Annotated in this window: 18 protein-coding genes; 14 read left to right on the top strand and 4 right to left on the bottom strand. The window is 72.9% G+C overall.

The genetic code is table 11. From position 1 onward, the window contains the following. Window positions 1-59: 59 nt before the first annotated feature. The 5 genes from K313_RS0105265 to purE all read left to right on the top strand — a co-directional run bounded on the left by K313_RS0105265 (window position 60) and on the right by purE (window position 6,266). A complete protein-coding gene (locus K313_RS0105265; protein ID WP_029210725.1) occupies window positions 60-1,262 on the top strand; it encodes an adenylate/guanylate cyclase domain-containing protein in 1,203 nt (400 codons plus the stop codon). Next, window positions 1,259-2,062: an enoyl-CoA hydratase/isomerase family protein gene (locus tag K313_RS0105260; protein WP_029210724.1), complete on the top strand. Its 804-nt coding sequence runs from the start codon at window positions 1,259-1,261 to the stop codon at window positions 2,060-2,062. The genes K313_RS0105265 and K313_RS0105260 overlap by 4 nt, the downstream gene beginning before the upstream one ends. 116 nt (window positions 2,063-2,178) lie before the next feature. Continuing rightward, window positions 2,179-4,404, top strand: a complete 2,226-nt coding sequence (locus K313_RS0105255) for a hypothetical protein (RefSeq protein ID WP_029210723.1) — start codon at window positions 2,179-2,181, stop codon at window positions 4,402-4,404. A gap of 99 nt (window positions 4,405-4,503) precedes the next feature. After that, complete coding sequence (locus K313_RS0105250; protein ID WP_029210722.1) at window positions 4,504-5,736, top strand: 5-(carboxyamino)imidazole ribonucleotide synthase; 1,233 nt, start codon at window positions 4,504-4,506, stop codon at window positions 5,734-5,736. Beyond that, window positions 5,733-6,266 (top strand): 5-(carboxyamino)imidazole ribonucleotide mutase, encoded by a 534-nt coding sequence (gene purE, locus K313_RS0105245; protein WP_034251826.1) that lies wholly within the window; start codon window positions 5,733-5,735, stop codon window positions 6,264-6,266. Before K313_RS0105250 ends, purE begins: the two co-directional genes overlap by 4 nt. A gap of 97 nt (window positions 6,267-6,363) precedes the next feature. Here purE and K313_RS22115 read toward each other — a convergent pair whose 3' ends face one another. Beyond that, the gene (locus tag K313_RS22115; protein WP_029210720.1) at window positions 6,364-8,622 is read right to left on the bottom strand and encodes an FG-GAP repeat domain-containing protein; all 2,259 of its coding nucleotides are present in this window, start codon (window positions 8,620-8,622) and stop codon (window positions 6,364-6,366) included. A 121-nt stretch (window positions 8,623-8,743) separates the two neighbouring features. On the opposite strand from K313_RS22115, the gene K313_RS23845 reads away from it, so the two are divergent. Next, window positions 8,744-9,898 carry an acyltransferase family protein gene (locus K313_RS23845; protein WP_169516825.1) on the top strand — a complete coding sequence of 385 codons (1,155 nt, stop codon included), beginning with the start codon at window positions 8,744-8,746 and terminating at the stop codon, window positions 9,896-9,898. On the opposite strand, the gene K313_RS0105230 is transcribed toward K313_RS23845, so the two are convergent. From K313_RS0105230 to K313_RS0105220, 3 genes are read right to left on the bottom strand one after another with little or no spacing between them, the layout of a single operon-like run. Next, the gene (locus K313_RS0105230) at window positions 9,852-10,637 is read right to left on the bottom strand and encodes an SDR family oxidoreductase (RefSeq protein ID WP_029210718.1); all 786 of its coding nucleotides are present in this window, start codon (window positions 10,635-10,637) and stop codon (window positions 9,852-9,854) included. The genes K313_RS23845 and K313_RS0105230 overlap by 47 nt on opposite strands. Then, the gene (locus tag K313_RS20130; RefSeq protein ID WP_029210717.1) at window positions 10,634-11,485 is read right to left on the bottom strand and encodes an acylneuraminate cytidylyltransferase family protein; all 852 of its coding nucleotides are present in this window, start codon (window positions 11,483-11,485) and stop codon (window positions 10,634-10,636) included. Before K313_RS20130 ends, K313_RS0105230 begins: the two co-directional genes overlap by 4 nt. After that, window positions 11,482-12,465 carry a Gfo/Idh/MocA family oxidoreductase gene (locus K313_RS0105220; protein ID WP_029210716.1) on the bottom strand — a complete coding sequence of 328 codons (984 nt, stop codon included), beginning with the start codon at window positions 12,463-12,465 and terminating at the stop codon, window positions 11,482-11,484. The genes K313_RS20130 and K313_RS0105220 overlap by 4 nt, the downstream gene beginning before the upstream one ends. Before the next feature lie 156 nt (window positions 12,466-12,621). On the opposite strand from K313_RS0105220, the gene K313_RS0105215 reads away from it, so the two are divergent. From K313_RS0105215 to K313_RS0105180, 8 genes are all read left to right on the top strand, one after another. Next, window positions 12,622-13,302, top strand: a complete 681-nt coding sequence (locus tag K313_RS0105215) for a NeuD/PglB/VioB family sugar acetyltransferase (protein ID WP_029210715.1) — start codon at window positions 12,622-12,624, stop codon at window positions 13,300-13,302. Continuing rightward, the gene (locus K313_RS0105210; protein ID WP_029210714.1) at window positions 13,299-14,369 is read left to right on the top strand and encodes an N-acetylneuraminate synthase family protein; all 1,071 of its coding nucleotides are present in this window, start codon (window positions 13,299-13,301) and stop codon (window positions 14,367-14,369) included. Before K313_RS0105215 ends, K313_RS0105210 begins: the two co-directional genes overlap by 4 nt. Further along, a complete protein-coding gene (gene neuC, locus K313_RS0105205) occupies window positions 14,366-15,544 on the top strand; it encodes a UDP-N-acetylglucosamine 2-epimerase (RefSeq protein WP_034251823.1) in 1,179 nt (392 codons plus the stop codon). The genes K313_RS0105210 and neuC overlap by 4 nt, the downstream gene beginning before the upstream one ends. Further along, entirely contained in the window at window positions 15,541-16,599 is a 1,059-nt protein-coding gene (locus K313_RS0105200; protein WP_029210712.1) for a nucleotidyltransferase family protein, read from the top strand. Before neuC ends, K313_RS0105200 begins: the two co-directional genes overlap by 4 nt. Window positions 16,600-16,601: 2 nt before the next feature. Continuing rightward, window positions 16,602-17,639 carry a GDP-mannose 4,6-dehydratase gene (locus tag K313_RS0105195; protein WP_051274002.1) on the top strand — a complete coding sequence of 346 codons (1,038 nt, stop codon included), beginning with the start codon at window positions 16,602-16,604 and terminating at the stop codon, window positions 17,637-17,639. Continuing rightward, window positions 17,636-18,868 carry an aminotransferase class I/II-fold pyridoxal phosphate-dependent enzyme gene (locus K313_RS0105190; RefSeq protein WP_029210710.1) on the top strand — a complete coding sequence of 411 codons (1,233 nt, stop codon included), beginning with the start codon at window positions 17,636-17,638 and terminating at the stop codon, window positions 18,866-18,868. Before K313_RS0105195 ends, K313_RS0105190 begins: the two co-directional genes overlap by 4 nt. Before the next feature lie 118 nt (window positions 18,869-18,986). Then, entirely contained in the window at window positions 18,987-19,943 is a 957-nt protein-coding gene (locus tag K313_RS0105185; protein WP_029210709.1) for a TIGR03885 family FMN-dependent LLM class oxidoreductase, read from the top strand. An 85-nt stretch (window positions 19,944-20,028) separates the two neighbouring features. Then, the gene (locus K313_RS0105180) at window positions 20,029-21,705 is read left to right on the top strand and encodes an alpha-amylase family protein (protein ID WP_029210708.1); all 1,677 of its coding nucleotides are present in this window, start codon (window positions 20,029-20,031) and stop codon (window positions 21,703-21,705) included. The last annotated feature ends 43 nt before the right edge of the window (window positions 21,706-21,748 follow it).

The following is a 21,748-nucleotide window of genomic DNA, read 5'->3' as shown; positions in this document are numbered from 1 at the left end:
CATCATGGCGGGAGCGGTCGACGGCCAGCGTCGTCCCGCTGGACGGCAAGGAGGCGACGGTGGCGGACCCCCGCGAGGAGTCGATCCGGCTGTCGGAGGCCCCGGCCGGCCTCGACCCCCTGGTCGAACGCGTGCAGCGCGAGCTGCTCGGCGGCCCCCTGGACCTCGACCGCCGCGACGTGTCCCGCACCGTCGGGGTCTCCCTGCGCACCGCCGAGCGCTTCTGGCACGCCCTCGGCTTCCCCGGCAACGAGGACGGGGAGGCGGTGTTCTCCCAGCTCGACCTGACGGCGCTGCGGGGGGTGGCCGCCCTGGTGCGCCGCGGCGAGCTCGACGAGGAGTCGGCGCTCAGCCTGACCCGGGCCTTCGCGCGGACGGCGGACCGGTTGTCGGTGTGGCAGTGCTCGGTGTTCGCCGAGTCGCTCAGCCCGTGGGCGCAGGGCGAGGTCGACCTCGGCCGCGTGGCCGTCTCCGACGAGAGCCACGACTCCACCCGCGCCGAGCCCGACGAGGACACCGCCCTGGCCGCCGCGCGCAAGGTCGCCGAGCTGGCCGACGAGCTCGAGCCGCTCCTGGTCTATGCCTGGCGGCGGCACCTGGCGGCGGCCACGGCGCGCATGGTCGCCGACGCCGACCCGTCGGTGGGGGAGCAGGGGCTGCGGCGCTGCGTGGGCTTCGCCGACCTCGTCTCCTTCACGTCGCTGGTGCGGCGGCTGTCCGAGCGCGAGCTGGCCACCGTGGTGCAGAGGTTCGAGGCGCTGTGCAGCGACGTCATCACCGGCCACGGCGGCCGGGTGATCAAGACCGTGGGGGACGAGGTCCTGTATGTCGCCAAGGTGCCCGCCGACGGCGCCCGGATCGCGCTGGACCTGGTCGACGCCATCCGCCACGACGACATGCTGCCTCCCGTCCGCGTGGGCCTGGCCTACGGCCACGTCGTGTCGCGCCTCGGCGACGTCTTCGGCACCACCGTCAACCGCGCCGCGCGCCTGACCGCCGTCGCCCCCTCCGGCAAGGTGCTGGCGGACGAGGGGCTCGTCGCCCGCCTCGCCGACGCCCCCGACCTGACGGCGGTGCGCCAGCGCAGCCGCACGCTGCGCGGCGTGGGCGTCGTCGCACCGTCCCTGCTCCACCGCACGGTCGCCGTGCCTCACGGCCTGCCCGACGCGGCCCTACCCGATCCGGCCCTGCCCGATCCGGCCCTGCCCGACCCATCACCTCACGAGCTCCCCGACCCCGTCCGCGACCTGGAGGTCCGATGACCCACGACGACAACGTGACGATCACCCGCCACGGCGAGCACGGCCACGTCGCCGAGCTCGCCCTGGACCGGCCCGAGGCGATGAACGCCGTCTCGACCGCGATGGCCCGCGACCTCGGCGCCGCGACCGCCGAGCTGTCGGCGCTCGCCCTCAGCGGTGAGGTGCGGTCGGTGGTCGTGACCTCCACGCACCCCAAGGCCTTCTGCGTCGGCGCAGACCTCAAGGAGCGCAACGGCTTCACCGACGCCGACCTCATGGCGCAGCGACCGATCGCGCGGGCCGCCTACACCGGCGTGCTGAACCTGCCCGTCCCCGTCATCGCGGCCGTGGACGGCTTCGCGCTCGGCGGGGGCTTCGAGATCGCGCTGTCCTGCGACGTGATCGTCTGCGGGGCCGGCGCGACCGTGGGCCTGCCCGAGGTGTCGGTGGGCGTCATCCCCGGCGGTGGCGGCACCCAGCTGCTGACCCGCCGCGTCGGCTGGTCGCGGGCGTCGCGCATCATCTTCGGCGCGAGCAGGATGACGGCGGCCGAGGCGCTCGCGCTCGGGGCGGTCGACGAGGTCGTGGACGCCGGGACCGCCCGCGAGCACGCGCTGGAGCTGGCGTCCCTGATCGCCACGCACTCGCCGGTCGGGGTGCGCAACGCCAAGAAGGCCATGCGCCTCGGCTCCGACGTCGACCTGGCGGCCGGGCTGGAGATCGAGGACGGCTGCTGGCGGGCGACGGCGTTCAGCGGCGACCGGCGCGAGGGCGTCGCCGCCTTCGCCGAGAAGCGTCGACCGGCCTGGCCCGGCGTCTGACGACACCCGCCCACCCCGGCCCGGCTCCCCACGCAACGGGGGCCCTGACGGCCTGACGCCGCGCGCAGAGGTGCACCGTGTGCGACGGTGCGCGGCGACCGGGGCATCATGGCCCTGTGCCCTACCTCCTGCTCGTGCTGGGTTGCGCCCTCGTCGCCCTCGTGCAGGGGGTCGCTCCGGGCGACGTCCTGGGGTGGACGACCGTCCAGCTGGCCCTCTGCGTCGTCGGGCTGATGGTGGTGCGCGCCGTCCGCGGGCGAGGTCAGCCGCTCGCGCTCGACCTGGCCCTCGGCGGTGCGGTCGGCACGGCGCTGCTGCTGCCGGCCTGGTGGGGACAGCTGCACCTCGGGGTGCCCTGCGCGCTGACCCACGCCGTCGTCGTCGTGGCTCTGCTGGCGCTGCCCACCACGCGGCGCCGGGTGCTCGATCGCAGCGCGGGGCGCCTGTCACGGGGTGTCTCCGCGTCGCTCTCGGGACTCGTCCTGCTCGTGCTGGGGTGGACGGTCGGCGACTTCACCCGGTGGACCGACCACTGGCAGAGCACCTCGCGGACCTACTACCCCGACGTCCTCTTCAACCTGTCGCTGACCGCCGAGGCCCATCGGGCCCTGCCCCTCACCCTGCCCCAGGTCGCCGGCGAGGGCCTGCCCTACCACTGGTTCGCCAACGTCGCCATGGCGGCCGTCGGCGAGCTGGGCAGGGTGCCCGACCCGGTCGTCGTGCTGCAGCTCTGGTACCCCTACGTCACCGGTCTGACGGCACTGGCGCTGGCCGCGGCGGCCGGCGAGATGTTCTCCGACCGCAGCACCGGCAGCTGGGCCGCGTGGATCGCCATGGGCTGGACCTCGATCGGAGGCGCGACCGCGCTCGCCACCGCTCCCCTCACGATCACGCAGAACTCCTGGGCGAGCCCCTCCATGAGCTATGCCCTGCTGCTCATGATGCCCACCCTCGCCGCGATCGTCGGGCAGCTCGGCGGGGCCTGGCGGCCGGTCCCGTCGCTGGTGCTGGGGGCGGGGCTCTTCGCCGTGCTCACCGTCGCCAAGACGACGGTCCTCCCGGTCCTCGGGGTCGGGGTCGGCTCCGTGCTGCTGGTCGCGGTCGCCCGCAGGCGGTGGCGTGACGCCGCCCGCGCGTCGGCCTGGTGCCTCCTGGTCGGAGCGGCCTTCCTGGGGGCCCGCGGGCTGGTGTACGGCAGCTCGGTGGACGGGTTGGTGGTCCGCCCCTTCGCCTACGTGTGGCGTTCGATGGTCGGTCGCGACGCGATGCTCGCCGACTCGGTCCCACGGTCGGTGTCGCAGGCCTGGACGTCGGCGACCGGGGTCGGTGTGCTGATTGTCCTCGTGGCCGTCCTCGCCGTCTCGACCCTGGCCGTCGTCTGGCCCGGGATCCGCCGGCCGGCGGGCGGAGAAACGGTCCTGGCCCCGCTGCTGCTCGGCGGGGGAGCCGCCGGGCTGGGCGCGACGCTGCTGCTCTCCCACCCGGGCACGAGCGAGGTGTTCTTCCTTCGCACGGCCTTCCCGCTCCTGGCGATGTCGGCGGCGGGAGCCTTGGCGCCGACCTGGCAGGCCGCGTCACCTCGCCTGCGCCTCCGGCTGCTCGTCGCCGTGGCGGTCGGGGCCGTGGCCTGGACGGCACTGACCCGCGCGCGGCTGCTCGAGCAGCTCGTCGTCGAACCCTGGGCCGTGCTGGGGGCCGTGCGCCTCGGTGGCTATGCCGTCGCGGTGGCCGTCCTGGCGCTGGCCGCGTGGGTCGCGACGCGCCGCCGGGACGACCTGCTGACGCTCGCCCCCTGGGCCATGGTGCTGGCGGCCGGGCTGGGGACGACGCTGGGCCACGTCGTGCCGACGGAGCGGGGGACCGTCGCGGCCGCGATCCGGGCCGACAACCCCAATCCCCTCCGGGTGGCCGAGCTGGAGGCGGCGGCGGTCCTGAGGTCGACGGCACGACCGGAGGACGTCGTCGTCACCAACACCAGCTGCCTACGCCCAAGGGAACGGATCGCCGGCCATTGCGACGCACGCGGCTTCTGGGTGAGCGCTTTCGGGGGGCACCGCACCCTGGTCTCCGGCTGGGGCTACGACCGCAGGATCCTGGCGCGGGGGGCGACCAGCACCCGCCCCTACCCGACCCTGGCCTTCTGGGACCCCCCGCTCCTGCGGACCAACCTGCAGGTGATCGAGCGCGCCGACCCCGAGGCGGTCACCCGGGTCTGCCGGTCCGGCGCCCGGTGGATCCTGGCGGATGCGGCCTACGGCCCCGTCAGCCCACGGTTGTCCGAGGTGGGCGAGCGTCTGTTCGTCGCCGACGGGGTCCAGGTGCTCCGGCTCCGCTGCCCCTGACCCTGCCGCCCGAAGGCTCCCGGGGGCGTGGGTGCTCCCAGCAGGCCCGGACCGGCCGGCGCGTGGTGGCGGGCGCGGCCGCACCGTACCCTGTGGCCTGTGACATCTCCCCGCACCGCACCAGGTGGATTCCCCGTCGTCGGCATCATCGGGGGTGGACAGCTGGCGCGTATGACGGCACCTCCCGCCGTCGGGCTCGGCGTCACGCTGTCGGTGCTGGCGGAGTCGGAGACCGCGTCGGCCGCGCAGGTCGTGCCCTCGTCGCCGGTGGGTGACCACACCAGCATCGAGGACGTGCTCGCCTTCGCGCGGAGGTGCGACGTCGTGACCTTCGACCACGAGCACGTGCCGCCGGAGGTCATCGCCGCCGTCCAGGACGCCGGGGTCCGGGTCGAGCCGTCGCCCGACGCGCTCCTGCACGCGCAGGACAAGCTGGTCATGCGGCGCAGGCTCACGGCCCTCGGCATCCCCTGCCCGGACTGGGCGCACGTGACGAGCCGCGCCGACCTCGAGGCCTTCGGCCGACGGGTGGGCTGGCCCCTCGTGCTCAAGACGCCGCGGGGGGGCTACGACGGCAAGGGGGTCCGGGTGGTCACCGGCCTGGACGACGCTCGCGACTGGCTCGAGGCCGTCGAGGCCGTCGAGGCCGCCGGTGCCGGCGGGACCGACGGCGAGCACGGGACCACGATGGCCGACGGGCTGCTCGCCGAGGCCATGGTCGGGTTCACGCGCGAGCTGGCCGTCCTCGTCGCCCGCTCGCCGTCCGGGCAGGCCGCCGTCTGGCCGGTCGTCGAGACCGTGCAGACCGACGGGATCTGCACCGAGGTGCTGGCCCCCGCGCCGGACCTCGACCCCGAGCTGGCCTCGCGGGCGAGCGAGTCCGCGCTGCGCATCGCCGGCGAGCTGGGTGTCACCGGCGTCATGGCGGTGGAGCTGTTCGAGACGCGTGACGGCGACGGCCGTCCGGCATACCTGGTCAACGAGCTGGCGATGCGCCCCCACAACTCGGGCCACTGGACCATCGACGGCTCGGTCACGAGCCAGTTCGAGCAGCACCTGCGGGCGGTCCTCGACCTGCCGCTCGGCTCGACCCGCTCCCGGGCGCGCTGGACCGTGATGGGCAACGTCCTCGGCGGCGACTACCCCGAGCTCTACGCGACCTACCGCCACCTCATGGCGCGCGACCCCGCGATGAAGTTCCACCTCTACGGCAAGGACGTGCGCCCCGGCCGCAAGATCGGGCACGTCGACGTGAGCGGGGACGACCTCGACGACCTGCGGGCGCGAGCGCGCCACGCCTGCGACTACCTCCAGGGAGTGATCACCGAATGACACGGTCCGACCATGACTCTCAGGGCCCGGCCGTCGGGCTCGTGATGGGCTCCGACTCCGACTGGCCGGTCATGGAGCAGGCGGCGCTGGCCCTCGACGAGCTCGGCATCGCCTACGAGGCGGACGTCGTCTCGGCCCACCGCATGCCGACCGAGATGATCACGTATGGCGAGCAGGCCGCCTCGCGCGGGCTGCAGGTGATCGTCGCCGGCGCCGGGGGTGCGGCGCACCTGCCCGGGATGCTCGCGGCCGTGACGCCGCTGCCGGTGATCGGGGTCCCGGTGCCGCTGAAGCATCTCGACGGCATGGACTCGCTGCTGTCGATCGTGCAGATGCCGGCCGGCGTGCCGGTCGCGACCGTGTCGATCGGCGGCGCGCGCAACGCCGGCCTGCTGGCCGCGCGCATCATCGGCTCTGGCCCGGGTGAGGAGGCGCGGCGCGTGCGCGAGGCGATGATGGCCTTCCAGGCGGCGCTGCGCGACGAGGCGCACGCCAAGGGCGAGAAGCTGCGCTCCCGCCAGTCCTCCTGACGTCCCCCGGGTGCGCGAACGACGGGCTCGTCCGGCAACGGCCCGACGCACGTGAAGGGGCCCGCGCCACTGCGCGAGCCCCTTCACGTGCGGGTGGTCAGGACTGCCAGGTGTAGGACAGGCCGCCGCCGCCCACGTGCTGCTGGAAGTCCGGCCAACCGAGGCTGGACTCGTCGACGAAGGGCACGTCCCGCAGGAGACCGTCCTGGGAGATCATCAACAAGCTGTTGAACCAGCCGGTGAAGCGCTCGGGGGCGGTCATCTGGGGGATCGCGGCAAAGCTGCCGGCGCGCGGCTGATAGACACCCGCGAAGGTTCCGGCCGCCACGCCCTTGGACGTGTAGACGCGCAGGGTGCCGTCGTTGCGGTTGCGGACGAGCAGGTCGAAGTGGTTGTCGTAGTTGGCGTCGCCGACCCCGAGGATCACGTTGAAGGGCGCCCAGCCGGTCCCCAGCTGCACACGGGGGGAGAACATGCCGGCGCCGGGCGAGCTCGTGCGCCCGTTGCCGGGGTACAGCCACAGCACGCCGTTCCAGTCGCGTGCCACGAGGTCAGGCTTGGTGTCGCCGTCCCAGTCGCCACCGAACGCCGGGACGTACTTGTGCCAGCCGCCACCGATGGAGATTCGCGGCTGGAGGCTGCCTGCGGCGTTGCCGCGGTACAACCACAGAGCGCCGCTGGGCTCACGGGCGGCAAGGTCGCCGTGGCCGTCGCCGTCCCAGTCGCCGACCGAGAAGACGTGGTTGTAGACCCCCCAGCCCGACCCGAGGGACGTGCGCGGGGCCGACAGCGGACTCTGCGGGCTGGTGCTGTTGCGGTAGAGCCAGAGCGTCCCGGAGGCATCCTTGGCCAGCAGGTCGTTGTACCCGTCCCCGGTGAAGTCGGAGGTCGACTTCGGGGAGGTCTGACGTAGGTCGAAGTACTTGGCGACGGCTAGCGGGTCGCGTGCAGTCGCCCCGCCCCGGGTCAGCTGGGGCGTACTGTCGGTCAGGCGGTAGATGCCGGTGTACGCGTCGCCGTTGGTGGCGTCGGCCGGCGTCGGGTCGGTGTCGATGCGCAGGTAGTAGGCCCGACGGTCTTGCGTGAGCCGAGGATTGGCCACTCGCTGCCCGACCGCCCCCCTCCACCGCACCGTGACCTGGCCCGCGGGGCTCACGATGGCGAGAGAAGACGACTGGTCGCCGTTGCGGATCGCCGCCAGGATCGCCCCGTTGGCGGCGACCGACACGTCATAGGCGGCCGGGGCGCCGATGACGGACTGGGCTCCCGTGGCGGTGCTCGTGCGCACCAGGTCGCTGGAGCCCCCAGCGGCGTGACGCACGCCCACCGTGGTGATGCCGTCGGCGAGGAACGTGGAACGTTCGGGCACGACGCTCCCGGCGGTGCGGGGCACCGTGGTGGTGGCGCCGGTGTCGAGGACCCTCACCATGGTGCGCAGGGCGACACCGTCAGTGTCGTAGACCGTCCAGACGAGCTTGCGTCCGTCAGGTGAGAACGACGGCTCGGAGTGGTAGTCGGTGCCGCCGGGAGCGACGGTGGTGACTGCCCCGGTCCCGTCCGCGCGACGCAGGACGAGGTCGCCGCCCTGGGAGGCGTTGGCACGGGTGACGGCGAGCCACATGCCGTCGGGGGAGAACGCTGGGGTCTCGGTGCCGGCGTCGGAGCCGACCGGAATGCCGGCGGACGTGTCGTTCTGCATGACGAGCGGGCCGTCGTCCCACGTCGACACCGCAAGGTCGGGAGTGCCACGCCCGGCATCCTCGAACATCGCGAGGCCGTCGACGGGACTGCCGTTCCCGTCGACGAACGAACAGGTCTGCACCCCGGTGGAGAACGGCACGACGAGGCGGTACTCCACCGGTGCGTTCGGCGCGGTGTCGCGGTCGATGGCGACGCCGGCGGACCCGGCGGCCGCGGTCACAGCTCGCCACTGGGTGCCCGTCGAGATGCGCCGCTGCACGGTGATGGTGCCGGTCGGGGCGGCCGACGGCTTCCACAGCAGCGTGGTGCGATCGCGAAGCTGGGAGATGTCCAGGTCCAAGGCCGCGCACTGCGGGGTGACCGCGGTGGCGGAGCCCGTGGTGGAGCCCTGTCTCCTGGTGGGGCCCTTGCGGGTCGAGGTGCCTTCCTGCATCCGGCCCAGGTCGACGGTCTCGGGGGAGGAGGACGGTCGGGCCGGGGCGGGACGAAGCCGCTCGGCGGACGACGTCGTCGTCATCCGGTCACGGTTCGGGCCGGCACCGTTCTCGGCGGAGGCCAGCCCGACGGCGGGTGCGGCGAGAGCGATGGCGAGGGAACCGGTGACGGCGAGGGGCAGACGGGAGGTTCCCCGCTGCAGGCGTAGACGTTGGTACATGTCTCCCCTTGTTACTAAGAGTGATGAATGGCTACATAGTGCCATCCCTGGGAGAATTCTGGCAGGCGGCTCACGAGAGTCCTTCGCGGGGTGCCGCCTGGTGGTCGTTAGGGTGGCGGCCATGACGTCGGGCCTCAAGCACCAGATGACCTATTTCGACCTGGTCCGGGGTCTGTCCGCCCAGCTCGTGGTGCTGGGGCACGCCAGCGTGCTGGCCCTGCCGGCGCTGTTCGCCGCCCGCGGGCGCGATGGCCGCCTGGGTGCTCGGCCGGACCAGTTCCACGTCCAGTCCTACGGCGTGGTGATCTTCCTGGTGCTCTCCGGCTACCTGATCACCATGTCCGTGCAGCGTCGGCGACGCGACCCGTCCTACGGCTTCAGGGCTTATCTCGTCGACCGGTGGGCCCGTATCTTCACCCCGCTGCTGCCCGCGATGGTGGCCGTCGTCCTCATCGACCGCCTGGTCTTCTCCGGCGGCGCCTCCTCGCGCTTCATCGTCGTGAGGCACGACATCACCACCATGCTCAGCAACCTCCTGATGCTGCAGGACAACTCCGTCCTGCGCCAGGCTGCTGCCGCCACGGGAGCGCCGCTCGCGGCACGGTCTCTGGGCAGCGCAGCGCCGTGGTGGACCGTTGCCTTGGAGTGGTGGATCTACGTCGGGTTCGGCCTGGTCGCCCTCGTTCTGCTGCACCGACCGACGACCGGGCGCGGCCTCGCCGCCCTGCCCGCGCTGGTCTTCGCGGCTGCCACGGTCCTCGGCACCGTCGAGACGGGGAGCGGCTTGATGCTCTCCTGGCTGGTCGGTTTCGCCTATGCCTGGTGGGCGCCGGCGATGCGGGCCGTCCCACGGCCCGTGCACGCGGGACTCACCGTTCTGGCGGTCCTTTGGCTGTGGTGGTGCTTCGACGTCGTCCACCTCGGTGTCTACGCTCCCACGGTGTGCGTCCTGACGGGGGTGGCCGTGGTCTCCGGCTTCCACATGCTCGACTGGTCACGGGTGCTCGGCCCAGCTCGCGGGCCGGTGGCCTTCGTCTCGGACTACTCCTACTCGCTGTACCTCGTGCACTTCTCGGTCATGATCTGGCTCGCGCACCTGGTCGAGGGCCGCGTGACGGGGATCGAGCTCTACGTCCTGCTCGTGGCCGCGGGCAACGGGGCGGGCGTGTTGTGGTGGTGGTTGTTCGAGCGGCACTTCGGCCGCGTCCGCGACACGCTGCGGCGGGTTGTCACCAGGCCGTCCAGCCCCCGTCCACGGCGATCACCTGTCCGGTGACATAGGCCGACTCGTCGGACGCGAGCCAGCGCACGACCCCGCGGAAGTCGTCCTCCGTGGCCATGCGCCGCAGCGGCGTGAGGCCCTCGTAGCGCTCGACGAACTCCTCGGCCTGCCCGCGTGCGATCCCTCCGGGTGCGAAGGCGTTGCACCGCACGTCGGGGGCGAGCACCGTCGCGAGATAGCGCGTCAGCTGGGCGATCCCGCCCTTGGACGCACCGTAGGCCGCGGGGTTGCCCATCACCGTCCCGGCATACAGGCCCATGTTGGGACCGACCAGGCCGTAGATGCTGGACACGTTGACGACGCTGCCGTGGCCGGTGCGTCGCAGGAGCGGCAGCAGGCGCCGGGTCAGGCTGAAGGGCACCGTGAGGTTGAGCCGCAGCGCCAGCTCGAAGGCGTCGTCGGTCTGCTCCTCGAACGGGACGGCATAGCCAGGGACGCCCGAGGTGCCGGTGAAGGCCGCGTTGTTGACGAGGACGTCGCAGGCGCCCAGCCGCTCGACCTGCGCCACCACCGAGGCCAGGGCGTCGGCGTCCAGCAGGTCGCCGGCGATCCCGCGATGATCGCCGGCCGGCAGCTCGGCCAGGGCCTGGTCGACCAGGCCGGCGTCGCGGTCGACCACGACCACCCGGGCACCGGCCTCGGCGAGCGAGGCGCACAACGTGCGTCCGAGCGGACCGGCCCCGCCGGTCACCATCGCGGTGCGGCCCTCGAGGGACCCGGCGTGGCCGCTCATCGTCCTGCCTCCTGCGCGTCCCCGCTGTCGTTGCCGCTGTCGCTGTTGCTGCCGGCGCCGGCGCCGAGCCACGGGAGGTCCAGCAGCCCGGCGCCCAGCAGCGCCTCGATGAGCCGGAACTCGTACTCGTCGTCGATGGAGAAGGCCTGCGGCTCGGGGATCTCGTACATCCCGTGCCGGCCCTCGTCGAACCAGGACACCTGCAGGCGGCGCACGAAGTCCGCGCGCCAGACGTAGAAGTTGCCGTTGATGCGCAGGAAGCGGCCGGTGTCCTGGCGGCGGGTGACACCCCGCCCCTCGGCGTAGTAGCGCTCCACGGGTCCGGACGGCGTGGTCTCGCGGACGCCGACCCAGGTGGGCTGGAAGGTCGGCTCGGACACGCTGATGACGCCGTCGAGGTCCGGGGACTCGTGCAGCTGGGAGATGGCCTCGGCGATCTGCTGCGGGATCCGTGAGGGGCTGGTCGGGTCGAGCAGGACGAAGACGTCGTAGGTCGAACCCTCCTGCTGCTCCACGGTCTCGAGCGCGTGCTGCATCACGGGCCCCATGGGGGTCCAGTCGGTCGCGAGCCGGTCCGGACGCAGGAAGGGCACGTCCCCGCCGTGGGTGCGCGCCACCTCGGCGATCTCCGGGTCGTCGGTGGAGACGATGCAGCGGGTGATGCCCGGGCACAGGGCGGCGGCCTTGATGCTGTGGCAGATCAGGGGCAGCCCGGCCAGCTCACGGACGTTCTTGCCGGGGAGGCCCTTGGACCCGCCCCGGGCGGGGATGACCGCGAGCACGCGCGGGGCGCCGTCGCCGGGCCCCGCCGGGGTCGGGGGGCCGGGCTTCCTGGTCGGGCCGGTCATGGGGTCCTCCGATCGGGACGGGTGGGGACCGACGGGGGGTCGGTCCCCCGGGCGCGATCGCACAGGCGCACGGTCTCGAGCGCCTCCGCGAGCGTGGGTGGTGCGGCGGGGTCGGGCGGTGCCGCCGGGCCAGGGCCCTCGTCGAGAAGGGCCCTGGCCTGACGGGCCATGACGGCGTTGCGGTCGGCGTCGTCGGCGTAGGTGCGCTCGTGCCCCTGCCCCTGGGCGTCGACGTGGACCACGGTGTGGGACAGCACGTCCCAGTCGACGCGGAGGTCGGGTCCGTCGAGGCACAGCTGCCGGCGGCCGGGTCTGGAGACGTAGTCCAGCCGGGCCAGGACCCGGTCGCCGGCCGGTGTCGTCCACGCGAGCGTCGCGGCCTGCTCGGCGCTCATCTCCAGGGGGCCGGAGCGGTCGAGGGCGGCCCAGGACAGCTCGGGCCGCCCGAGCAGGGCCGTCGCGTAGTCGAGCTCGTGGACGAGGTCTCGCAGCACCCCGCCCTCGTCGGCTCGCGCGGAGTAGCTCTCGCGGTAGTCGCGCCCCGGCCGCCAGTCGGGCAGCCAGGACTGGCAGGAGACGTGGGCCGACAGCGGTCGGCTCGCGCCACCGACCAGGTCGAGGACGGCGGCGTAGGCCAGGTGCCCGCGCAGGGGCGCGGCGACGCGCACCCGGTCGGCCCGACCGTGCCGGACCAGCGGCTCGGCGTCGGCGGCGGTGGGGGACAGGGGCTTCTCGACCAGGACGCGGTCCGCCCCCGCGTCGAGCGCGGCCAGGGCGTCACCGACGTGCCGTCCGGTGTCGGTGGCGACCACCACGAGATCGGCCGTGGCGCAGGCCGCCGGCCCGTCCTGGTCGTCGAGGATCCCGGCAGCCGGGGGACGCGGCCGGACCGGCCACAGGTCGACGGAGAGGCCCAGGGAGCGCAGGACCTCGACGTGCCGTGCGCCGATCGACCCGCCCCCTCGGACGACTGCGTGCACGGGCACCTCCTGGCTGCGATGTGCGCCCCATGGTGCCACGCGCCCGCTGGGCCGGCGGGGTCACACGCCGCCGTCCTGCCCGCCCTGCCCGTCCTGCCCGCCCGGCCCCCCGGCGCGGTGGCGGGGGAGAGCGGTGCTCGTCACTATGCTGGACGGGTGCCCGCACCGAACCCTCAGACCGACGCCCCGTGGGCCGTGCTGGGAGCCGGGGGTCATGCGCGCAGCGTCGCCGACGTCCTGCGCCGCGCGGGGGCACGGGTGGTCGCGGTCAGCGGCACCCCCCAGGGGACCTGGCCGGACCACGTGCAGCTGCTGGCCGACGACGCGGCGGCCCTCGCCCTGGCCCGCAGCCAGGGGGCTGCCCTCGTCCCCGGGATCGGCGCCAACCACGTCCGGCTGCGCGTCGTGGACGCCGCGCGGCCGCACGCCTCGATGCCGCCCGTCGTGGCCGCGACCGCCACCGTCGCCCCCGACGGCATCGTCGGCGAGGCCACGGTCGTGCTGGAGCACGCGCACGTCGGTCCGTCGGCTCGCATCGGCCGAGCCGTGATCGTCAACACCGCCGCCGTGGTGGAGCACGACGTCGTGGTGGGCGACGGCGTTCACGTGGCGCCGGGGGCCGTGGTGCTGGGGGGCGCGAGCGTCGGAGACCTGACGCTCGTGGGCAGCGGGGCCCGCGTCCTGCCCGGGGTCCGCGTCGGGGCCGGATGCGTGGTGGCGGCGGGCGCGGTCGTCATACGGGACGTGCCCGACGGCCACCGCGTGGCCGGGGTCCCGGCGCGCAGCATCGACGACCATGACGACGAGCAGGACGAGCAGACGGAGGAGCAGCAGTGAGCGTGCGAGCAGCGAGCATCGGGGACAGGACGATCCCGACCGAGCGGGACGTCTACGTCATCGCCGAGGCCGGGGTCAACCACAACGGCGACCTGGAGACCGCCCACCGCCTGGTCGACACCGCTGCCGAGGCGGGCGCCGACGCGGTCAAGTTCCAGACCTTCGACGCGGCCAAGCTGGTGTCGAGCGTCGCCGCGACCACCCCGTACCAGCGGGACCGCGGCGGTGCCCAGGACCAGCGATCGCTGCTGGAGGCGCTCACCCTGCCAATGACGGCGTGGGCCGAGCTCCAGGCCCACACCCACGAGCGCGGGCTGGAGTTCCTGTCCACCCCGTTCGACCTCGACAGCGCCCACGCGCTCGCCGAGCTGGGCCTGCCGGCGATGAAGGTCTCCAGCGGCGAGCTCACCAACCTGCCCTACCTGCGCGAGCTCGCCCGCCTGGGCGTGACGATGCTCGTCTCGACCGGCATGGGCACCTCCGACGAGGTCGCCGCGGCCGTCGACGCCTGCGCCGAGGCCCCCGGTCTGGTGCTGTTCCACTGCGTGTCGGCCTATCCCGCGCCCATCGAGGAGTGCAACCTGCGCGCGATCCCCGCGCTGCAGGCCGCGCACGGCGTCCCCGTGGGCTGGTCCGACCACACGCCCGGCCTGCAGACGGCGCTCGGGGCGGTGGCCCTCGGCGCCCCCGTCCTCGAGAAGCACTTCACGCTCGACCGCACGATGCCCGGACCCGACCACATGGCCAGCCTCGAGCCCGCCGAGCTCGCGGACTACGTCAGGTCCACCAAGGCCCTCACGGTCGGTCTCGGCGACGGGGTCAAGGTGCGCCAGCCCTCGGAGCAGGACAACGCGGTGCTCGTGCGCCGCAGCTGGCACGCCGGCCGCGACCTGCGCGCGGGCTCGACGCTGGACGGTGCCGACCTGTCCCTGCTCCGACCCGAGGGCGGCATCAGCCCGGCCGTGGACATCCGCGGGCGCGTGCTGGCCCGCGACGTGGCTGCAGGTGCCCAGATCGTCGACGCGGACCTCGCCCCGGACGCACCCGCCGCTAGGGCGGCCCGATGACGCGGACCCCCCAGAGGGTGGCGGTCTTCGTCGGCACCCGGGCCGACCTGGGCCCGCTCTCGCCCGTCATCACCGCCCTGGCCGACGACCCGGACGTCGAGCTGCACCTGCTCACCGGCGTCGCCTACGACGTGGACTCCCTGGCGTCCGCGCTGCGTGACGTCGCCCCGCACGCCGTGGTCGACGGGCGCCTCCATGCCCTGTGCCCGCCGGTCGAGCACCTCGACCCGGCGGCCGTGGTCCGGCACGGCGCCCACCTGGCGGAGGGCGCGGGGCGCCTGCTGCCCGCGCTGCGCCCCGACACCCTCGTGGTCCTCGGCGACCGCTGGGAGCTCCTCCACGTCGTGCCGGCGGCCTTCCTGCTCGGCATACCGGTCGTGCACCTGCACGGCGGAGAGGTGACCGAGGGGGCCGTCGACGAGCGGGTCCGCCACGCCGTGACCAAGCTCGCCGACCAGCACTGCGTGGCATCGCCCGACGCCGCGCGCCGCGTGCGGCAGATGGGGGAGCCCGCCGACCGGGTCCACGTGACCGGTGCTCCGGGGCTCGATCGGCTCGCGTCGTCGACCGCGCTGACGGACGCCGAGCTCGCCGACCTCCTCGGCGTTCCCGTGCTGCGACCGCTCGCGATGTTCACCTACCACCCGCCCACCGCCGAGGGCGACCTGCCGGTGGGGGAGTGGGCGGCCGAGGCCCTGCAGGCGACCCTGGACACCTGCGGCACCGTGCTCGCCACGCACCCGGGGCTGGACACCGGCCGCGAGGAGATCCTCGCCGTCCTCGAGCAGGCGGCGCTCGACCACCCCCAGCTGGTGGTCGTCGAGTCCCTGGGCAGCCGCTACCCCCGGGCGCTGCACGCCGTCGACGTCGTCGTCGGCAACTCCTCGTCCGGGATCATCGAGGCCGCCAGCGCCCACGTCCCCGCGGTGGACGTCGGCGAGCGGCAGCGGGGACGACTGCGGGGCGACAACGTCATCCACGCCGCCGAGGGCTACGCCGCGGTGCGTGCCGCGATCGAGCGTGCCCTGTCGCCCGAGGGCCGGGCCGCAGCGGCCGTCGTGGTCAACCCCTATGGTCGTGGGGACGCCGCCGCGCGGGTCCTGGCGGTGGTCCGCCGGGCGCCGGCGAGCGACCGCACCAAGCCGTTCGCCGAGATCGAAGGAGCCGACCGATGACCGCGCGCGACCTGCACCGCACCTGCATCGCCGAGACGGGGACGATCCGTGAGGCGCTCCAGGTCATCGACGCGGCCGCCACCACGGTCGCGCTCGTCACCTCGCCCGACCGGGTGCTGCAGGGGCTGCTCACCGACGGGGACATCCGGCGTGCTCTCCTGGCCGGCGCCGCCCTGGACGACCCGGCCCTGCCGTTCGCCACCAAGACCCCGTCCACGGTCAGCGCCGGGTCGCCCCGGGCCCTCGTGCTCGACCTGCTGCGCGCACGGCACCTCACCGTGGTCCCCGAGGTCGACGAGGGTGGCCGGCTCGTCGGGCTGCACACGCTCTTCGACGTGGTCGGCAGCGAGCCGCTGCCCAACGTCGCCGTGATCATGGCCGGTGGCAAGGGGACCCGGCTCGGCGAGCTCACCAGGGACCGCCCCAAGCCGCTGATGACCGTCGCCGGGCGCACCATCCTCGAGTGGATCATCCTCAACCTCGTCGGCGACGGCATCCGCGAGATCTACGTCAGCGTCAACTACCTCGCGGAGCAGATCGAGGAGCACCTGGGGGACGGGTCCCGGCTCGGGTGCCAGGTGCACTACCTGCGCGAGGAGCCCGACAACCCGCTCGGGACCGCCGGCTCGCTGACGCTCCTGCGCGACCGGCGCCCGGACCTGCACGACCCCGTCCTCGTGATGAACGGTGACCTCATGGTGCAGTTCGGCGCCCAGGAGCTCATCGACCGGCACGAGCGCAGCGGGGCCCGGCTGACCATGGCGACCCGCAGCTACCAGCACGAGATCCCCTTCGGCGTCGTGGACTGCGACGACGCGGGCTTCGTGACGGGGATCAGCGAGAAGCCGACGATCAGCGTCGACATCAACACGGCCGTGTATGCCGTCGACGCCGACGCCCTCGAGCTCCTCCCGGACGGGCGACCCAGCACCATGCCGGAGCTCGTGCAACAGTTGCTGGACCGTGGTGATCGGGTCGCCACGTGGACGATGTCATCGGATTGGATCGATGTGGGCACCCCCAAGGACCTTGCCCGCGCGAAAGGACAGGCGTGAACATGACCGCACCGCAGCAGGACTCGTCCTCCGTAGCCACTCTCAAGGGCAAGCGGGTCCTCGTGACCGGCTCGGACGGGTTCATCGGCTCGCACCTCGTCGAGCGGCTCGTCGCCGACGGGGCGCAGGTCTCGGCCTTCTGCCTCTACAACTCCAACGGGTCCCTGGGCTGGCTCGACGAGTCGCCGAGCTTCCAGCAGGCGCTCAAGGACGGGCAGGCCGAGGTCGTGCTCGGCGACATCCGTGACCCCGAGCACGTGATGGCCTCGGTCGAGGGCATGGACGTCGTCCTGCACCTGGCGGCCCTCATCGCGATCCCCTTCTCCTACGTCGCGCCCCGGTCCTACGTCGAGACCAACGTGATCGGCACGCTCAACGTCCTCGAGGCGGTCCGTCGGCACGGGACGCCGCGCCTGGTCAACACCTCCACCTCCGAGGTCTACGGCACCCCCAAGGAGGTGCCGATCACCGAGACCCACGAGCTGCGCGGCCAGTCGCCCTACTCCGCCACCAAGATCAGCGCGGACAAGATGTGCGAGTCCTACGCGCTGTCCTTCGAGACGCCGGTGGCGATCCTGCGGCCGTTCAACACCTACGGGCCGCGCCAGTCGACCCGCGCCGTCATCCCGACGGTCCTGTCGCAGATGCTCGTGGGTGCCGAGGAGATCCGCCTCGGGGCGGTCTCGCCCAAGCGCGACTTCACCTTCGCCACCGACACCGCGGACGGCTTCGTGCGCGCCGCGCTGACGGACGTCCCGCCGGGCGAGGTCATCCAGCTCGGCACCGGCCGCACGGACTCCATCGGCGAGATCGTCGAGATCTGCAAGCAGGTCACCGGCTCGTCCGCCCGCATCGTCACCGACGAGGAGCGCATCCGTCCCGCCGGGTCCGAGGTCGAGATCCTGCTCTCCGAGCCCCGCAAGGCCAAGGAGCTGCTGGGCTGGGAGCCCACGGTCTCGCTCGAGGACGGCCTGGCCCAGGTGGCCGAGTGGCTGCGCCCGCGCGTCGACGCCGACAAGGCCGCGAGGTACCACCGATGAGCGACGCCGAGACCGCCTCAGGCACCCCGGACGCCGGCGCCGCGACGAGCGCCCGCCACAGCGTGGGCGGCGAGGCGAACGCCCCCGGTGCCCACGAGCAGGGCTTCGTGCCGCTGTCCGTCCCCAACATCGGCGAGCTCGAGCGGCGCTACGTGCTGGAGGCCGTCGAGTCCGGGTTCGTGTCCTCCGTCGGGCCCTTCGTGTCCGAGTTCGAGGAGCGGTTCGCTGAGTATGTCGGCGCCGGCTACGCCGTCGCGACCTCCTCGGGCACGGCCGCCCTGCACGTCGCGCTGATCCTGCTCGGCGTCGAGCGCGACGACGAGGTGATGGTCAGCGACTTCACCTTCGTCGGGTCCATCAACCCGATCGCCTACCTCGGCGCCCGCGCCGTCCTCGTGGACAGCGACGCGTCCTGGGACCTCGACCCCGACCTGGTCGAGACCGAGCTCCAGCGACGCGTCGACGCGGGCGAGCCCCTGCCCAAGGTCCTCGAGGTGGTTCACGTGCTCGGCCAGCCGGCCGACATGGACCGGCTCGTCGAGATCTGCGAGCGGTTCGGCGTGGCCGTGCTCGAGGACGCCGCCGAGTCGCTCGGCGCGACCTGGACGACCGGGGAGCTGGCGGGACGTCATACGGGCACCGTCGGCCGCATCGGGTGCTACTCGTTCAACGGCAACAAGGTCGCCACCACCGGCGGCGGGGGCATGCTGGTGACCGACGACGAGGCCCTGGCCCGACGGGCCAAGCACCTCACCACCCAGGCCAAGGTGCCCGACATCGGCTACCTGCACGACGAGGTCGGCTACAACTACCGCCTCACCAACATCGCCGCCGGCCTCGGGCTCGCGCAGCTGGAGCGGCTGCCGGGCTTCCTCGAGGCCAAGCACCGCATCGCGCGGCGCTACGACGAGGCCTTCGCCGAGCTGCCGCTCACGCTCCCCCCGCGGATCGAGGGGACCGAGTCCAACGACTGGCTCTACTCCGTCCTCGTGCCCGAGGACAAGGGCGGTCGGGACGCGTTCATCGCGCACCTGAACTCGCGCCAGGTCCAGGGCCGGGCCCTGTGGCGGCCGTTGCACGCGCAACCGCCGTTCGCCGGCTCCACGGTGCTCGGTGGGGACGTCGGCGACGACCTGTTCGCCCGCGGCGTGTCCCTGCCCTGCTCCACCGACCTGACCGAGGCCGACCAGGAGCGGGTCGTCGAGGCCGTCCTGACCTTCTTCTACTGACGCGCACCTCGTGATCGTGTGCGCCCCGGTGACCACCCGGGGCGCACACGACTCTCCGGGTCGGACAACCGCTGATCGGGCGAGGTTCCGGCGCCGACGCACCGGGTAGGGGTCAGCAATGACTGTCGTTGGATTCCACTGCTCGCACGAACAGATCTCTCCACGCCAGCTGCTCGCCGACGTGCAGCTGGCGCAGCAGGCCGGCTGGGACGCCGCCATGTGCTCGGACCACTGGGCGCCGTGGGGCTCCAGGCAGGGCCAGTCGGGCTTCGCCTGGTCCTGGCTCGGCGCCGCCCTCGCGAGCACCGACCTGCGCCTCGGCTGCGTCAACGCGCCGGGCTACCGCTACCACCCCGCGATCATCGCGCAGGCCTCGGCCACCCTGGCCCAGATGTTCCCCGGTCGCTTCTGGGTGGCGCTCGGCACGGGGGAGTACTCCAACGAGTTCATCACCGGCGAGGCCTGGCCGCCCAAGGCCGAGCGGCAGGAGCGTCTGCTGGAGTGCGCCGACATCATCCGTCGCCTGCACCGCGGCGAGACCGTCACGCACCAGGGCCACGTCACGGTCAACGAGGCCAGGCTCTGGACGCTGCCGGAGAAGCCGCCAGAGCTCATCCAGCCTGCGGTCTCCGTCGAGACCGCCCGCCAGGGAGCGGCCTGGGCGGACGGGGTGGCCACCATCAACCAGCCCCTGGACAAGCTCAAGGGCCTGGTCGCGGCATACCGCGAGGCCGGCGGAGCCGGCACCCTCACCCTGCAGGTGCACGTCTCGTGGGCCCCGACCGAGGACGAGGCCTGGGAGATCGCCCGGGACCAGTGGAGCACCAACGTGTTCCCGCCGCCGGTGTGCTGGGACCTGACCACGACCCAGCTCGACGTCATCAGCCAGAACGTCTCCGACGAGCAGATCGCCCAGTCGGTCATCGTCAGCTCGGACCACCAGGCCATCGCCGCCCAGGTCAAGGAGATGGTGGACCTGGGCTTCGACGAGGTCTACCTGCACCACGTCGGCCAGTCCCAGGCGCAGTTCATCGAGACCTTCGCCGAGCACGTGGTGCCCCAGCTGCGCGGCTGAGCCGCGCCCATCGCCCCGCCCCGGCACGCGGCGGGCGCGCGGCATACGCATCCCCGGCCCCCGACCGAGCACCCGAGGAGAACCCATGCGCATCACCGAGACCGGCGACCTGTGGTGGAAGAACGCCGTCATCTACAGCCTCGACGTCGAGACCTACAACGACGGCAACGGCGACGGGATCGGCGACTTCGCCGGCCTCGCCGGACGCATCGACTACCTGGCCGAGCTCGGGGTGACCTGCCTGTGGCTCATGCCCTTCTTCCCCAGCCCCGACCTCGACGACGGCTACGACATCACCGACTTCTACAACGTCGACCCGCGCCTCGGCAGCCTGGGTGACTTCGTGGAGGTCACCCGCACCGCCCACGACCGGGGCATGCGGGTCATCATCGACCTGGTCATCAACCACACGTCCGACCAGCACCCGTGGTTCAAGCAGAGCCGCAAGAGCACCGACAACCCCTACCGCGACTGGTACGTCTGGCGCTCGGACACCCCGCCGGACACCTCCGACAAGGTCGTGTTCCCGGACCAGGAGGACTCCATCTGGGAGCAGGACGACAAGACGGGGGAGTGGTACCTCCACAACTTCTACAAGCACCAGCCGGACCTCAACATCGCCAACCCCAAGGTGCGCGACGAGATCTTCAAGGTCATCGGGTTCTGGGCTCAGCTGGGCGTCGACGGCTTCCGGATCGACGCGGTGCCCTTCATCTTCTCCACCGAGGGCAACACCCCGGAGGAGATCAAGGCCTTCGGCGACCCGCACGACTTCCTGCGCGACATCCGCGCCATGGTCGGGCGCCGCACCGGTGACGGGATCATCCTCGGCGAGGTCAACATCCCCTACAAGGACCAGTACACCTTCTTCGGGCAGGAGCACGGTGACGGCCTCACGATGCAGTTCGACTTCATCGGGATGCAGGCGGCCTACCTGTCGCTGGCGCGGCAGGACCCGGCGCCGCTGGTCAAGGCGCTCGGGCAGCGCCCGCAGCTGTCCCACGGCACCCAGTGGGCCAACTTCCTGCGCAACCACGACGAGCTCACCCTGGACAAGCTGACCGACAAGGAGCGCCAGGAGGTCTTCGACGCCTTCGGCCCGGAGCCGGAGATGCAGGTCTACGGCCGCGGGCTCAAGCGTCGCCTGCCCTCGATGATGGGCGGCGATCCCCGCCGGATCCGGATGGCCTACTCGCTGCTGTTCTCCCTCCCGGGGACCCCCTCCCTGTTCTACGGCGAGGAGATCGGGATGGGTGAGGTGCTCTCCGAGGAGGGCCGTATGGCGGTGCGCACCCCCATGCAGTGGACCCCCGAGCCGAGCGCCGGCTTCAGCACGGCTGGCGTCCGCAAGCTCGTGGCGCCGCTGCCGTCCGACGGCTACTCGCCCGAGCACGTCAACGTGGCCGACCAGCGCAGCGACCCCGACTCGCAGTACGCCTTCGTCCGCGACCTGATCTTCCGCTACCGGCAGCACCCGGAGCTGGGGTGGGGTCACCACGAGGTGGTCGAGCAGCCGCACACGGCCGTCCTCGCGCTGCGCTGCCGGCACGACGAGAACAGCGTCATCACCCTGCACAACTTCTCGGCGGACGGGGTCACGGTGGCGTTCTCGCTCGACGAGGAGCCGGGCACGGTGCTGGTCGACGTCTTCACCGGTGAGGAGTGCCGCCTGGACGACAAGGGCCGGATCGAGGTCGTGCTCGACGGCTACGGCTACCGCTGGTATCGCGTGCACGGCCCGGACGACCGCCGCCTCTACTGAGGCGCGGGTCTCGGGCCGCGGCGCGGCGGGTGGACGCGCCCGA

The organism is Arsenicicoccus bolidensis DSM 15745, from assembly GCF_000426385.1.
Lineage (GTDB): Bacteria > Actinomycetota > Actinomycetes > Actinomycetales > Dermatophilaceae > Arsenicicoccus > Arsenicicoccus bolidensis.
This window is presented reverse-complemented; position numbering and strand designations above follow the sequence as displayed.